The sequence below is a fragment of the Rhodococcus sp. NPDC057297 genome (assembly GCF_042667435.1).
Taxonomy (GTDB): Bacteria; Actinomycetota; Actinomycetes; order Mycobacteriales; family Mycobacteriaceae; genus Rhodococcoides.
Genome location: NZ_JBHUZE010000002.1, coordinates 570,495 through 585,354 on the forward strand (window position 1 = coordinate 570,495; position 14,860 = coordinate 585,354).

Consider the following 14,860-nt stretch of genomic DNA (forward strand, 5'->3'; position numbering starts at 1 on the left):
ATGACCACCGACCGAACGCGTGAAATTACTGGGAGAACTTCAGGTTCGAGTAGTCGATACGGAAATCGGTACGTTGAACGAAGCCGTCGATACCGGCCTCGAGCGCCACGGACGGACGCACGCGAGCGATGAAGATGTACGGTGCCTGTTCCGTCATACGGAGCTCTGCTGCGTTCCAGTACTCCCCGGCTTCCGGACTCAAGGCATCGCCTGCATTCAGTCCCTGATCGACGAGACCGAGGAATTCGGGATCGTTCCACAGCGCGGTGTTCGAACCACCACCCGGCTGAGTGAGCAATTGCAGCGAGTACGGCGGGGTCATGGTCACCGACGCGCCGATGGAGAGGCTGGCCTGGATCTTCCCATCGAGCTGTTCTGCGTTCAGCTGCGCCGCAGGAACTTCGGAGATGGTGACATCGATTCCTGCTTCGGCGGCGTACGACTGGATCTGGATTGCAGTGTCCTGCGCCGCGGGCAGCTGGTTGTTGACGCTGAGCGTGAACGCGAAACCGTCCGGCATGCCGGCGTCGGCGAGCATCTGCTTCGCGCGTTCCGGATCACCCTCGTACTGCGGTAGACCGGATCCGTCCCAGTTGGGTGCTTTGTCGTCGAGCACGTGGGTGTACTTGTACGCGCGGTCGAAGAACACGTCGGACATGATCTTGTCGTACGGGATCGCGTAGGCCATGGCCTGGCGCACCCGTACGTCGTCGAACGGTGCGGTAGTGGTGTTCATCGCGTACAGCAGGTACTGGTTCGAGGTGGTCGTGGGCACCGTGACTGCGTCGTTCTCCTCCAGGGACGCCTGATCGGAGGACCGCAGCGCGAGTGCGACGTCCGCGTCACCGCGCGTGACCATGTTGGCGCGGGTCGCCGGATCGGCCACCACACGTCGAATCATCCGTTTCACCTCGGGCTCGCCGAGTACGAAGTCCGGGTTGGCCTTCATGACGATTTCCTGGCCCGGCGTCACCGACTCCAACATGTAAGCGCCGTAGCCGAAATTGCCACGCATCATGTCCTCGGCACCCCACTGCACGGCGTAAGGATCGTCGGGAGTGGCGTTCTCGATGAGGTAGTTGCTGTCGTAGATCGATCCGATGTTCTCGGCGAGGTTCGCCAGCAACGTCAGACCGTAGCCTGCTTTCTCCACGGTGAAACTGACCGTGTAGTCGTCGACCTTCTGAATCTGAGTGACCGGGTCGGTCAGCATCGGCTTGAAGTAACCGGCCATACCGCCGCCTGGGGTAGCGAACTTGCGCTCGAAGGACCACAGCACGTCGTCGGCGTCGAGTTCGTTGCCTTGCTGGCTCGACACACCTCGCTTCAGTTTGAACGTGTAGACGAGTTGATCCTCGCTGACGTCGTAACTCTCGGCCAGGTACGGCTCGAAGTTGTAGTAGTCCTGCACGAGAGCATCCGAGCCGTCCTCTTCCACGTACGGTTTGCGGATGAGCTGCGCATGCATGTTGTTCGTGACGTCCTGGTTGTCCGTCCCCGCCGTGTACGCGTAGTCACGAACGACGTTCGACGCCTGGTCAGGGGTCACGACGATGATCTCGCCGGTGCTCGCTGCGTCGGACCCCGCGGATCCACCGTCGGAACATGCACTCAGCGCGAGTGCGCCGGCGAGAAGCGGGATGGACCACCTGAGCCCGATGGGGAGGCGATTGGAGTGTTTCACTACGGGTGTTCTCCTTGGTCGATGCATGGGGGATCGACGGGTGCCGTGTCGAGTCGTCGACGCCCGTGAAAAAGGGTGAGGTGTGCACATGCTCGGACAGCGCTGTCCGTGTGTTGGTGGGTCACTCCGCCGGCTACGCTCCCGCCGTGTGTTGGTGGGTCACTCCGCCGGCTGCGCTCCCGCCGTGTGAATTGGTCACTCCGCCGGCTGCGCTCCCGCCGTGTCAATGGGAGCGGCGGACGTCCTTCGTGAGATGGCGGCCGACGATGGCGACGGAAGCGACGGTGGCGCACAGTGCGAACGCGGGTGCGCCCGCGGCCCAGAGCTTTCCGATGGCAGCATCGCCGGCGCCACGAGTGATCATCGATCCCCATTCCGGTGTGGGAGGTGCGAGACCGACTCCGAGGAAGCCGAGAGCTGCGGTGAGGATGATCGTCAAACCGAAGACGACGGAGGCGTTCTGCAGCGCGGGGACGGACGAGTTGGGAAGCACGTGCCGGAAGACGAGTTGGGTCTCGCTCAAGCCGGCTTGCCTGGCTGCGTCCAGGTACGCGTCTCCTCGCACGCGCAATACCTCGGTGCGTACCAGCCTTGCCTGAATCGGCGCGAGAATCACCGACAAGGTGAAGATCATCGTCAACGAAGAAGTGCCGAAGAACGAGACGACGACGAGTGCGACGATCACGGTGGGTACTGCTTCGAGGAGGTCCAGGAACCGGGCCGCCCCGCGCGCCAGGAACCCGCCGAGTCCATGGCCGGACTCGTTCATTCCGATCGTGAGGCCGATGAGAATCCCACCTACCGTCGATGCGATCGTGACGAACAGTGCAATGGTGACGTCGATCCGTGCTCCGGCGATGGTGCGGGAGAACACGTCGAGCCCCGTGGAATCGGTGCCGAGAAGAAACTCCGAGTTCGGTGAAAGCGACGGTGCACCGACAACTTTCGTCGGATCGAACGGAACGATCCACGGTCCGACCAGCGCTACCAGAAGCACGAGCGCGACGGGCACGAACAGGAGGAGGGTCTTGGGGGAGACGCGCCTCGTCTTTCGGGTCTCGAGTACGGAAGTCGTGACGCTTGCCATCTAGGAACCACCTCCTTGTCGACCCGGCTTGCGCCGAGGATCGAGCAGCATGTTGATCAGGTCTACACACAGGAACACGATCAGTGAGATCGCGGCTACCACCAACAAGAAGCCCTGGAGAGCAATGAGATCCGTTGCAGCAACGGCCTCCACGGCATAGGTGCCCATTCCGCCGAGGCCGAAGAGCGTCTCGAGAATCACGGCACCACCCAGCAGTGAACCGAAGACCATGCCGAACAGCGACACCGTCGGAGGGAGAGCCCGTCGGTAGGCACTGAGGTAGATGTACTTGCGCGCCGATCCAGTGGCGACCTTGAACAACGTCGGGCCCGCAGTCAGGCTCGAATCCAAGGCAGTCAGAAGCTGTTTGAGAAGAATCGGCGTAACCGACACCACGAGAACCGAGATGGGTAACAACAGGTGTGAGGCCATCGAGGACACCACCACGGTGTCGCCGCGTAGGACGGCGTCGAGCAGGGGAAGCGAAGTGATCGGCTCGGGTTCGGTCAGCCCGGGTCGCACCCGCCCCGAGGGGGCCGGGACGACCTGAAGCGTCGCATAGAACAGGAAGATTCCGACGACGCCCACGACGAACTCGGGCACCGCGCCCGCTGCCTGGGCGTACCCGCGCACAGCGCGCGATGCGAGAGACCCGGGCCACGCCACGACAATGGCTGACAAGAGCAGAGTGACCGCGACGAGAAAAGTGAACGCGATGCCGGCCAGTTCGAGCGTGCCGGGTAAGCGATCAGCGATGTCGGTGGTCACCGGTCTACCCGTCATGATGGCGTTTCCGAGATCGAAGTGCAGCAGGTCACCCAGATAGGACATGAGTTGGCTCCACAGACTTCCGTCGAGTCCCAACTCGGCCTTGGTTGCCAGATAGTCCGCTTCGGTGGCCTCAGGTCCGACAACTTCACGAGCAGGGTCGCCGGGGATCGCTCGCACCAGGAAGAAGGCTGCAACTGCGAACACCAGCAGGTGAAGTGGTAGCACCGCCACACGCCCCAGCCACCAACGCTGGCGGCCGACGAAACTCTGCAGCGCGTTCATCGGGCTGCTGCCACGGCAAGTTGCTCGACTTCGTCGAGTCCTCGGTACGCCTCGAGCAACTGCTCGGTGTACGGATCCTGCGGCCGCTCGACCACGTCGTCGGTAGTGCCCTGTTCGACGATGACGCCACTGCGCATGACGACGATGTCGTCGGCGATGAAGGCTGTGGCGGGCAAACCATGCGACACGAACACGAGTCCGCAGTCCTCGGCTGCACAATAACTTTTGAGCATGTTCAGTATGGCTCCCTGGACCGATACGTCGAGCGCGGAGACCACTTCGTCGCACAACAGAATTCGCGGTTTCACCACGAGGGCGCGGGCAATCGAGAAGCGTTGTCGCTGACCTCCCGAGACTTCGGTGGGGTACCGATCTGCCATCGACGGGTCCAGTTCGAGAGACGCGAGTGTCTCGTCGACGCGCGCGTTCGCCGCCGTGGCGTCCATACCGAGCAAACGCTGCGCAGGTAAACGCACCGCGTCGCGAAGCGTTCGTCTCGGATCGAACGACGACGTCGTGTCCTGAGCGACGTACTGTATGCGAGAACGGAATTCGCGGCGCCCGCCTCGGGTCGACAGAACGCCCGGTAGTGCTGCGCCGTTGTACGCCACACTGCCATCGGTAGGTTCCAGCAGCCCGCACATCATCCGGACCAATGTCGACTTGCCCGACCCGGACTCACCGACGATTCCTATGGCCGAGGCAGACGTGACTTTCATGCTGATGTCGTTCACAGCAGCCTTGCCGGACCCACGGCGACGGAAACTCTTGCCGAGGTGCCGGGCGTCGATCTCGGCGTATGCACCGCGCACAGTGCCACTCATCACGATCCTCCAACCCGTTCGTCGTCAGCAGATCTACTGCCTTGACCGCAGAGCTTTCTTCAGACTCGTTACTGAAAGCGACCCGAGGCGTAACCGAAGTATTACGCCAGGTGAAACGCCTGGTCACAGCGTTGCGGAAGCCTCTAAACGCCATTGTGATCTACCTCTCTGTGGCGTTATCGGCGTCCGCAACGGCCCCGAGCAGGCCGAGTGCACGGCGTAATCGGTGAGTTACGCCTGTGCCATGTTCGTTAATTCGATTCCATCAAGCTGGTGCGCACGCAGCGTTACCGCTGTCCGTGAAACCCGAGAGGACTTCGATGAACGTGCTTGTGCCCCGCGATCACACCGAACCCGTACAGGAACCGACAAGAGGAGCAGGCGCATGATGCATCTCGGGTGGTTCTTCACAACCGGATTCGGTGTCTACGGCTGGAATCAACCATGGTCCGGCAACGTCGCTGCCGACGTCGGGCGACCGGATCTGTTCGTCGACGCGGCGCGCAGTCTCGAACGGGCGGGCTTCGACTACATCATGCTGGAGGACTCCTCGGTTCTGTCCGACGTGTATCGCGGAACGTTCGAGAGTTCGGTGCGGCGCGGTACCACCGTGCGATTCGATCCGATGCCGCTCGTGCCTCTGATGGCTCAGGCAACCGAGCGAATCGGAATCATTGCCACCGTCGCGACGACGTTCTATCCGCCTTTTCTCGCTGCGCGCTTGATGGCGACGCTGGATCACGTGACCAAGGGCCGAATCGGCATCAACCTGGTGACGGCAAGTGCCGACGGCGCTGCCCAGAACTACGGCTTGCCGAAGCAGATCGAACACGGTCTTCGATACGAGATGGCCGACGAATGGATCGATGTGGTGTCTCAGCTGTGGGATTCGTGGGAGGAGGACGCCCTGGTGCTCGACGCCGAATCCGGGGTCTTCGCCGACCACGAGAAGATTCACAAGGTGGGATTCGAAGGGAAGTACTATGCCTCGCGCGGTCCCCTGAACGTTCCTCGTGGGCCTCAGGGGCGGCCGGTCATCTGCCAGGCGGGCGGTTCGCCTGCGGGTCGCGCGTTCGGTGCCAAGCATGCAGACACGATCATCGCCAACGTGCGTGGGCTCGACGCGATGCGTGAATACCGCGAGGACATCAGCAAGCGGCTCGTCGACTACGGTCGCAAACCGGACGACGTCAAGGTGCTGTTTCTGGTCAGCCCGATCATGGCCGACACCGACGAGGAAGCGGCAGTCAAACGGGACAGGATGCGCGAGGTCCAGAAGAACAACATCGACGGAGTGCTCGCTGCGATGTCCTACCTCTCGAGCACCGACTTCTCGCAATTCGACATCGACGCGCCGGTACCGGATCTGACGAAGTACAACGGGCACAAGAGCACCCTCGAAGACATGGCGAAATCAGGCAAGACGCTACGCGAGATCATCGCCAACTACCCGACGGTGGAGTCGATCGAGCTCGTGGGCACCACCGAATCCGTTGCAGCACAGATGGACGAGGCGATGGACTACGTGGGCGGCGACGGATTCCTCATCGCGTCTCCGGTCACTCGCAAGGTGATCGCCGAGATCAGCGACGGGCTCGCGCCCGCTCTCCGGCGCCGCGGTGCGATCCGAGACGGTTATTCGAAGCCGACCTTTCGAGAGAATCTCGCAGCGTTCTAGCCGGCACCGACCGCTCGGAGGGCTCCGCGCTGGTGGATCGGCTACATGTACGAGGCTGCGAACATCAGAAACACCACGAACAACGCCGTTCCGCCGAGTGCGGCGCCGATCATTGCCTCGCGGCCGTTGGTGGCCGTTCCGTCGACGGCGCGGCTGAGGCCGACCCATCCGCACACGACGGCTACCAGGCCTGCGGGGATCGCGAGATAGTCGCCGATGAAGGGGACGAATGCGCAGACAACTGCAACGATGCCTGCAATCAGCGCGACGCTTCCGGCTCCGTCACGGTAGAGGGACCGTGCAACCGGTTTCTTGCCCACAGCTCCTCCAACGGGTTGCACCGAGTCGTGCGTTGCCGCCGAGTGGGTCCTTTCGGCACCCTCGGCGATCTCGAAGATACGCGCTTTTCGGACAGCCGGCCGTTCGATGATCGCGAGCATTCACTGCCGGTCGATGTGGCGTATTCCGGCTTTTGCTTCGTACAGCGCGATGTCCGCTCGGGTGAGCAGGTCTTCGAGGGTGGAGAGGCCGGTGTTGCGGGCGATGCCGATGCTCAGTTCGATGGTGATGGTGCACTTCATGAGTTGAATCGGTGCCCGCGCTGCGATGCGGAGGCAGTCCGCGATGTCGGCCGGGTCGATGTGGCTGCCGAGTTCCGTGTCCGGGAACAGCGCGACGACGAATTCGTCGCCGCCTATTCGACCCAGGACGATGTTGGTGCCACAGTGCTCGGAGAGTCGGGCTGCGGTGATCCTCAGAACCTGGTCGCCGATGAGGTGGCCGTGTGTGTCGTTGATCGTCTTGAAGTCGTCGACGTCGATGAACAGCACGGCTGCGGGGGCGCCGATCTCGGTGCTGATGCGATCGATCCGCTCGAACAGAGCGGCCCTGTTGAGGACGCCGGTGAGGTCGTCCAGTCGAGACGCACTCAGCAACTCTCGGTAGGCGCCGAGCAGGTGGTCCATCGTGACGGTCGCGGCGGTGATGTCCCGAAAGCTGACGGCGACGACTCCGTCGACGTAATTGGCCGTGACCTCCATGATGGTGCCGGGAATGAACAGTGAGGGCACTTCGACCTTGACTTCTCCGCGTGTTCGGACTGCGTCGCGGTGAAGGTCGTCGAAGTAAGAGCCTCTCGTCGTGGGCAGTGCCTCGTGTAGATGTCGACCCAGCAGCTCGGACCGGTGGGCACCGAGGTGGTGTTCTGTCTGCGCGTTCACGTACCGGATGATCAGGTCGGTGTCGAAGATCGCGAAACCGAGCGACACGCTGTCCAAGGCGGCGCTGAGCTGGTGGGTGGATTCGTGTGGGTGCACTCTCGACACCACGCCGGTCAGCACCTCCGGAGTGCCGTCGGGCGTGTACTCGATGGACACGCTGCGGGTCAGGACGTGCCCGATACTCCCGTCGGGAAGAACGATCCGGTAGATGCACTCGGCACCGATGTTCTTGCTGGCGTCGCCGTACAGATCGACCAGTAGTTGGGCATCGTCGGGGTGTACCCGATCGCGCCAGATGTCGATCGGAGGCCGGGGATCGGCTCCCGCAGCGAAGATGTCGCCGGCGCGGGCGTCCCACTCGAGGAGTCCGTCCGCGATCCGAAAACGAGTGATCCCGATCGAGGCGGTGTGGGTGTCGATATCGGATACGCGCGGCCCCAGGCCAGAAAATTCCCGACGTGACTCGTCCACGATGCGTACCCTCCTTCACCTCACCGACCCGGTACGAAGTCTGCACCACACCTGCCCTCCTGCACGGCGAAACAAGAGCACCCAGCGTTCGACATCGACGGCTTCGGTGTGGGTACCGGTGCGGCCCGGGCGCAGATTACGATGAGGACCGGGTCGAGCATTGTGGGAGGTGATCGGACGTGGCCGAGGCACGGCACGAGTTCGTTGCTCGGCAACTCCGTTCGGCCATCACCAGCGGCGAATACGCGGTCGGAGATTCCTTACCGAGCGAGAGTGCACTGTGCGCCCAGTACGAGGTCTCCCGAGGACCGGTTCGTCAGGCATTGGCGTCGTTGTCGGCCGAAGGCCTCGTGCAACTGTCGCAAGGTCGTCCCGCGGTGGTGCGGTCCAGCGATGCGGCACAGACCCTGGACACCTTCACCCCGTTCTCCCAATGGGCCAGGAGAACGGGGCGCGAGGCGGGAAGCAAAACCCTGGAAGTGTCGCGTCGTCGGGCATCTCCATCGGCCGTCACGGCGCTGGGAATCGAGCCCGACGATTTCGTCGTCGAGGTGGTCCGTGTCCGGTACCTGGACGGCGAACCGACGATGATCGAGAGAAGCGTCTTCGTCGACGCCGTCGGCTCACTGCTGTTCGAATTCGAGACCGACTCGGGCTCGATCACCGATTACCTCACCGGTCGGGGAGTGCGTTTCGAGTCGATGTCACATGTGCTCGACGCGGTCTCGGCCGATTCGGTCGATGCCGACAGCCTCGGGATCGCCGAGGGTAGTCCGTTGCTCCGAGAGCGTCGGACCTCGCGTGACCAGCACGGGATCGCTTTCGAGTACGCGGACGATCGGTATCGGTCGGATCAAGTGGTGTTCAGCATCGTCAACTCGCGGACTGTGGACCCGCGGATGATCGCTCCCGACAGTTCCGGTAGCTGACTCAGTCGGCCGCAGGCATGCGATTCCAGTGCGGCAGCAGGAGCAGCATCGCCAAGAACGCTGCGCCGGCGAAGCCGTAGAACAGTGTTGTCGTATCCAGGTAACCGGGCAGGAGCCCACCGAAGATCGCACCGATGGATCCGCACCCGTTGATGATGCCTGCCGCTGCACCAGCATGTTTCGAGGTCCCGAAGTCCACCGCGGACACGCACGAGATCATGGCGTCGGCACCGTAGATGGTCAATCCGATGACTGCGAGCACAGCCACCATGATCCAGACGTTGCCCGTGGCGGTCAGTGGTGTGAACAGGGCCAGGACCACGGTCAGGGCAACGAGACTCAGAACGCACGCAGGTATACGGCGAGCTTTGAAGACCTTGTCGGAGATTCTGCCGATCAGAATGGGTGCGAGTACGCCTGCGATGCCGAATGCGATCGGTACGGTGATGGCGACGAAGTTGTCCGCACCCTGCAGGCGTTCGGCGACGATGACCGGACCCCACAGCAGGATTGCGTAGCGGGCGGGTTTGAGCAGGAAGTAGGCCGCGCCGAGCGTCATCACCATACGGTCCTTGATCACCACGGCGAAGGTTTCACGAACGGACCGCGTGGGTTCGGCAACAGCGGATTCAGCCTCGAGTGGGGCAATATCCGCACTGGGGTGATAGTCCTCGATCGGTGGCAGCCCCACATCTCTCGGACTGTTTCGTTGGAACACCAACACGAGCACGAAGACGGCGGCGACTATGACGGCACCCGTCGTGAACGCCACTCGCCAGCTGTCGAAGAGGCTGTAGGCGAACCATCCCAGGACCGGTGCGGCGACGAGGCCGCCGAATGCATAGTTGGTGCTCCACAAGCCCAGGACGCGGCCACGTTCGGAGATGGAGAAGAACTGCGACATGTTCTTCAAGGTTCCTGACCATCCCGTGGATTGCGACAGGCCTTGAACGATCATGAGCGGCAGCAAGAACACCAGAGCGGGAAGCAGACCCATGAACAACGTGGCGACAGCGGAGATGGCCAGACCTCCGAGCACGACGATTCTCGGCCCGTACCGGTCGGAGACCGATCCCCACACGAACTGGCCGGCCGCATACGCAGCGAGGTACACGGCGTCGAGGTTGGCGAGGGTGGACTTGGTGAGGGTAACGGACAGGACCGGGTCCTCGAGGATGCCCAGCTTGGCAACCGAGAACGCCTGTCTGGTGAAGTAGAAACCGGCGTAGGCGATCCAGGTGATCGCAAAGATCTGGAACCGCCAACGTTCGTACCGGGCGATCTTCTCGTGGGTCGAGCTCAGGGCTTTCGTCATCGTGTGCACCTTGGTTCGGACGTGCGAGAGCTCCCGCAACGTCGTGCGATAAGAGCGTAGAAGAAAGTGGTTCCCCGGTCGCGTAGAAGCGACAAGCGGGGGAGGAACCCTGCGGCACGCCGACGGGCCGGTGGTTCGGTGGGAGGGGTGGAGCCGTATCGACACCGCGGGACGGGCGGGTGAACGCCCGGGCCGCGTATGCCGAGGTCGATCAGGGTGACGCTGTGTCGTCAGCGCAGTGCGCCCAACAACGACGGTAGATCTGCCACGCTGTCGAGTACATGTGTAGCGCCTGCGGCTCGAAGTCGGTCGGCGTCGTGCGCACCGGTCAGAACGCCGACCACTGCTCGTGCGCCCGATCGAAGTCCGCTGGTGACATCGGAGGTTGTATCACCGACCACGAGCATCGACTGCACCGACGGAGTGCCGGTACGCAGGAGCGCAGTGAGCGGCATGTCCGGGAACGGCCGTCCGCGTACACCGTCACCCGGGCACAGAACGACGTCGGCTATGTCCTGCCAGCCGAGAGCCGAGAGGATTGCCTGCTGGGTTTCGGATGCGAAGCCCGTCGTCAGCGCCGTGGTGACACCGGCCGATCGCAGCGACTTCAGAAGCTCCTCTGCACCAGGGATGGCACTGCAGTGTCCGTCGCGGACGAGTTGACCGTAGCAACGTTCGAACGCCTTGTTGGCGGACTGGGCTTGTTCTTCGTTTCCGCCACTGAGATGTCGGAAGACGTCGATCTTCGATTGACCCATCGTGTCGGTGACATAGGTCAGCATGCGAGCCTTGTCCTCGGAGTCGCGGGACAGTCCAGCATGCTCGTCCGCCGCGGCGAACGATTGCTGGACCAATCCGCTGTCTTCGACTGTCGTTCCGGCCATGTCGAACACGACGAGGCTGATCGGGTGATTGTCCACGGTGGTCATGCGTCGATTCCTATCGGGGTAGTAGCGAGTGGTTCGAGTGCGCGGGCCAGACTGGATTGGGCGAGGCCCATGCTGGTGGTCATGCCGATTCCGGTCGTCACCGTGACGACGTGTACTCCCGGAATCGGTTCTACGAGAAGGAATTCGGATTCCGGGGCCGAGCTGTAGACCCCCTGCCAGCGTTCGGTCACCTCGACACGGTCGATGCCGAACATCGCCTTCGTTTCGGTGATCAAGGCGTCGAACCCGGCTTCGCTCTGGAAGGGCGACGACGAGATCTCGCGAATGTGCGTGTCGCCGATGAGGATCGAGCCGTCCGGTTGTGGGGTGTACATCTGATGGAGGTCGAGTGCGAGGTACTCCGGGAACTCTGCGCCGAGTCGGCCGGCAACGTCGACAACCGCGGGTAATCCCTCGAAACCGGAGTAACGAAGCAGTGACCATCCGGTGAACAGGGGAGTGGGTAGCGGCGTGGGCAGTTCGACGCGAGCGCGCATCATGTGGAGGCGGCACCGCAGAAGGCCGCCGCGCTCTGCGTACTCGGGGAACAGCCGATCGATGTCGTAGTTCACCGTCACGAAGATGGTGTCGGCATGAAGATCTCCCCGCGAAGTGTGGACTACGCCGGGATCGAACGACGTTGCAGCGGTTCGCCAGTGGAAGTCAACGCCGGACGACTCGAGCCATGCGGCGATCGCCGGTGCGGCTCGACGAGGATCGACCTGAAGGTCCAGAGGCATGTACAGGCCACCGGTCACACCGTCGGCCGCAATGGGTAGGCGCCCCAGGATCTGGTCGCGGTCGAGAAGCTGCGCCTCTTCGGGGCCGCGAACGGCTGCGAACTGGGCCAGCACCTCGAGCTCGTCGTCGTGCCGGGCGACGCAGTGCGTTCCCGATTCGCGAGCCCAGAAGCCGGAGCTCGTGGCCAGGTCGAGCCAGTGTGTGCGTCCTGCTCGGGCATACTCGAGCGCCTCGCCCGATTGGGCTGTGATGCAGGCATGTCCGAAGTTCTGGACCGAGGCCCCGACAATGGCGTCTGCATGATCGACGACGGCGACCGTCAACCCTCGCCGATGCGCGTGATAGGCGTGAGCGAGGCCGACGATGCCCGAGCCGACGATCACGACGTCGTAGTTCCGTTGAGTGTGCATGCATCGACTGTCGACCCTGCCGGGTCACTTGTCAATACAGGTTACGAAAATTTACTTCTTGTATATATAACGGTTGATCAGGGTCAGGCCGGATCGGGCGCATAGAACTTGGTAGTGGCCTCGACCGCGGATGCGACGTGATCAGCGTCGCCGCCCGAAGCCAGATGCGCCGCTCCCCATCCCGCGGCGCTCCGACGGATGAACTCGCGGCCTTCCGAGGAAGCCCGCAGCGCATCGTGATCGACGGTGTCACCGCCGTCGAGGAAGGCGGAGAGGGCGAGAACATGCAGATCCCAGCCGACGCCGCCCGCACCGGGGCCGTAGGTCGGAAAAAGGGGCTCTGCCAGCACCGCTGTGTGGACCAGTTCGAATTCGGTATCGCCGTTCTGCCCTGGGGTCAATTGGATCTGCACCTCGCTGGTGCCTGGCCACGCATCGGCTTCCGGCCCGAACATCCAGGTGACTTTCAACAGATGCGGTGCATCGCATGCCAGGATCTCGCCGTGCTCACCACTGCCCAGCGTGAACTTTCCTCCGAGGCGTAGGTCGCCCGACACTGCCGCGAGTCAACGCGCGACGCGGTCGGGGTCGGTAAGGGCACCCCACACGTCGTCGATCCCCGCGTCGTACCGACGGCGGATCTCGATGGTGTACGCATCGCCTGCGGGGAGACTGCTCGTTCCCACTGCCCTGCGCGCGGCGGCCAACTCGTTCAGTACGTCCCTCACGTTCAAATCTCCTTCGCTGTTCGATCGGCATGATCGTCGTCGGTGTCGAACTTCGGTAGAACTGTCGAGTTGGCTGCTCGTCTGCCGCGTGCCAACTCGGTCCCCAGTGCATCGAGGCGTTGATTCCAGAATCGGCGAAAACGATTCAGCCACAGGTCGACCTCGCTCAGCGGTCCTGGTTCCACTGCGTAGTACCGGCGCACGCCCTCGGCCCGCACGGAAGTGAACCCGTTGTCGCGCAACACGCGTAGGTGTTGAGAGACGGCAGGCTGGGAGATTGCGAATTCGGCTCGAATCACTTTTGCGAGGGCTCCGGAGGTCTGCTCGCCGTCCGCGAGCAACTCCAGAACCCTTCGGCGCACCGGGTCGCCCAGAATGTCGAAAGCGTGCACCGACGCAGAGTATCAATTGCTGCTTATATAAGTAAAGGGTTAATTTTGCAGGTTCTTTCGCGCTGACTCACCGGGCGGGCGCCAGTGCGTCGGCGATCATGTGCATGGCCGCGGTCGTCGACAGTGCACGAACGGTCGCCCGGTCGCCCGGGAGTCGAAGAGTGCGGGTGCGGGTCGGTCGACCGGTTTCCGCGATGGCGAAGCAGACGGTGCCTACCGGCTTGAGGTCGGTGCCACCGCCGGGTCCCGCGATCCCGCTGGTGGAGACCGCGATGTCGACGCCGACTCGTCTCAAAGCGCCTTCCGCCATCGCGGCCGCCACCGGTTCGCTGACGGCGCCGTGCTCGTCGATCATCTCGGCAGGGACGTCGAGAAGACCGATCTTGGTCTCGTTCGCGTAAGACACGACCGCGCCGACGACGTAGGCCGACGAGCCCGCTCGATCGGTGAGGCGGGCGGCGATCATTCCACCTGTGCACGATTCTGCGGTGCCGATACGGCGGCCGGCCAACCGGTCGGCCACCATGTCGTCGATCGTGGACCCGTCGATGGAAAAGACCTGTGCACCGTGGTGTTCGTCGATCAGCGTCACGAGCTCCGCGTACGACGAGCTCGCACTCTCCGCATACCGGGTCACGATCTCGAGTTCGCCCAGTCGCAAGCAGGTGGTGATCTCGAGATCACCGAATCCCGCGATCCGGAGTTCTGCGGTTCGTAGCGTGGCAGCGAGATCCGCCTCGGACAAGGTGTATGCCCGGATGGTGCTCTGACGGACCTGCGTGCGACGGGCCAGAACCGCGGCGACCGGTTCGCTCGCGAGCGCAGCGGGCCACATTTCCTGGAGTTCACGAGGAGGCCCTGGCAGGATCAGCACAGTGGGTAAGCGCCCGGCGTCGTCTGCCGGCACGACGACACCCGGTGCGGTTCCGGTCGGCGGAATGGACAGTGCGCCAACCGGAACCAGTGCTTGCTTCCGGATACCTGCCTGCAACGGCTCGGAGTCGATCGCGGAACTCATCCGGCTCCGCCATCTCTCGATGATCGCGTGGATGTGCTGCTCGAGTTCCGGATCGAGACGCAATTCGCGGCCGTACAGTGCGGCGACCGTCGCCACGGTCAGATCGTCCGCCGTTGGACCCAAGCCGCCGGTCGTGATGATCAAATCGACACGTTGGTCGGCCAGGAACTGCACTTGGGCGGTCAGATCGGCAGGCCGGTCACCGCAGATCGTGATGTGCGCGACGTCCACGCCCATCTCCAGCAGCTGTTGCGCTACCCACGGCCCGTTCCTGTCGGTCACCCGACCGGACAGGACTTCGGTTCCGGTGACCACCACACCCGCTCGCACAGTCATTCGTCGACCATACTGCCCAGGTTGCATCAACCGAGGGTGTGCCTT

15 protein-coding genes are annotated in these 14,860 nt (G+C 63.1%); 2 read left to right on the plus strand and 13 right to left on the minus strand.

What is annotated here, in order from left to right; translation table 11 throughout:
- Window positions 1-25: 25 nt before the first annotated feature.
- The 4 genes from ACFULT_RS08615 to ACFULT_RS08630 form a co-directional block, all read right to left on the minus strand.
- On the minus strand, window positions 26-1,684 hold the full coding sequence (locus tag ACFULT_RS08615) for an ABC transporter substrate-binding protein (RefSeq protein ID WP_378481230.1): 1,659 nt from the start codon (window positions 1,682-1,684) through the stop codon (window positions 26-28).
- A gap of 223 nt (window positions 1,685-1,907) precedes the next feature.
- A complete protein-coding gene (locus tag ACFULT_RS08620) occupies window positions 1,908-2,771 on the minus strand; it encodes an ABC transporter permease (protein ID WP_037113733.1) in 864 nt (287 codons plus the stop codon).
- Window positions 2,772-3,824: an ABC transporter permease gene (locus tag ACFULT_RS08625; protein ID WP_378481231.1), complete on the minus strand. Its 1,053-nt coding sequence runs from the start codon at window positions 3,822-3,824 to the stop codon at window positions 2,772-2,774. It lies immediately after the preceding gene.
- A complete protein-coding gene (locus tag ACFULT_RS08630) occupies window positions 3,821-4,648 on the minus strand; it encodes an ABC transporter ATP-binding protein (RefSeq protein ID WP_378481232.1) in 828 nt (275 codons plus the stop codon). Before ACFULT_RS08630 ends, ACFULT_RS08625 begins: the two co-directional genes overlap by 4 nt.
- 385 nt (window positions 4,649-5,033) lie before the next feature.
- On the opposite strand from ACFULT_RS08630, the gene ACFULT_RS08635 reads away from it, so the two are divergent.
- Complete coding sequence (locus ACFULT_RS08635) at window positions 5,034-6,326, plus strand: NtaA/DmoA family FMN-dependent monooxygenase (protein ID WP_378481233.1); 1,293 nt, start codon at window positions 5,034-5,036, stop codon at window positions 6,324-6,326.
- A gap of 41 nt (window positions 6,327-6,367) precedes the next feature.
- On the opposite strand, the gene ACFULT_RS08640 is transcribed toward ACFULT_RS08635, so the two are convergent.
- Window positions 6,368-6,646: a hypothetical protein gene (locus tag ACFULT_RS08640; protein WP_241483943.1), complete on the minus strand. Its 279-nt coding sequence runs from the start codon at window positions 6,644-6,646 to the stop codon at window positions 6,368-6,370.
- 120 nt (window positions 6,647-6,766) lie between these two features.
- Entirely contained in the window at window positions 6,767-8,017 is a 1,251-nt protein-coding gene (locus ACFULT_RS08645; RefSeq protein ID WP_094719271.1) for a diguanylate cyclase, read from the minus strand.
- 179 nt (window positions 8,018-8,196) lie between these two features.
- Here ACFULT_RS08645 and ACFULT_RS08650 point away from each other — a divergent pair, with 179 nt between their 5' ends.
- The gene (locus ACFULT_RS08650; protein ID WP_037113717.1) at window positions 8,197-8,946 is read left to right on the plus strand and encodes a GntR family transcriptional regulator; all 750 of its coding nucleotides are present in this window, start codon (window positions 8,197-8,199) and stop codon (window positions 8,944-8,946) included.
- Between the two features lies 1 nt (window position 8,947).
- Here ACFULT_RS08650 and ACFULT_RS08655 read toward each other — a convergent pair whose 3' ends face one another.
- The 7 genes from ACFULT_RS08655 to ACFULT_RS08685 all read right to left on the minus strand — a co-directional run bounded on the left by ACFULT_RS08655 (window position 8,948) and on the right by ACFULT_RS08685 (window position 14,815).
- Window positions 8,948-10,261 carry an MFS transporter gene (locus ACFULT_RS08655; protein ID WP_094719270.1) on the minus strand — a complete coding sequence of 438 codons (1,314 nt, stop codon included), beginning with the start codon at window positions 10,259-10,261 and terminating at the stop codon, window positions 8,948-8,950.
- Window positions 10,262-10,491: 230 nt separating this feature from the next.
- Window positions 10,492-11,190: a phosphonatase-like hydrolase gene (locus ACFULT_RS08660; protein WP_037113714.1), complete on the minus strand. Its 699-nt coding sequence runs from the start codon at window positions 11,188-11,190 to the stop codon at window positions 10,492-10,494.
- Window positions 11,187-12,341: a TIGR03364 family FAD-dependent oxidoreductase gene (locus tag ACFULT_RS08665; protein ID WP_378481234.1), complete on the minus strand. Its 1,155-nt coding sequence runs from the start codon at window positions 12,339-12,341 to the stop codon at window positions 11,187-11,189. The genes ACFULT_RS08660 and ACFULT_RS08665 overlap by 4 nt, the downstream gene beginning before the upstream one ends.
- 83 nt (window positions 12,342-12,424) lie before the next feature.
- Window positions 12,425-12,898, minus strand: coding sequence for an SRPBCC domain-containing protein (locus ACFULT_RS08670; protein WP_378481235.1), 474 nt, complete (start codon window positions 12,896-12,898; stop codon window positions 12,425-12,427).
- A 9-nt stretch (window positions 12,899-12,907) separates the two neighbouring features.
- Entirely contained in the window at window positions 12,908-13,069 is a 162-nt protein-coding gene (locus ACFULT_RS08675) for a hypothetical protein (protein WP_378481236.1), read from the minus strand.
- A gap of 2 nt (window positions 13,070-13,071) precedes the next feature.
- Window positions 13,072-13,461 carry an ArsR/SmtB family transcription factor gene (locus ACFULT_RS08680; RefSeq protein WP_378481237.1) on the minus strand — a complete coding sequence of 130 codons (390 nt, stop codon included), beginning with the start codon at window positions 13,459-13,461 and terminating at the stop codon, window positions 13,072-13,074.
- Window positions 13,462-13,528: 67 nt separating this feature from the next.
- Window positions 13,529-14,815, minus strand: a complete 1,287-nt coding sequence (locus ACFULT_RS08685) for a competence/damage-inducible protein A (RefSeq protein WP_037113709.1) — start codon at window positions 14,813-14,815, stop codon at window positions 13,529-13,531.
- Window positions 14,816-14,860 lie beyond the last annotated feature (45 nt).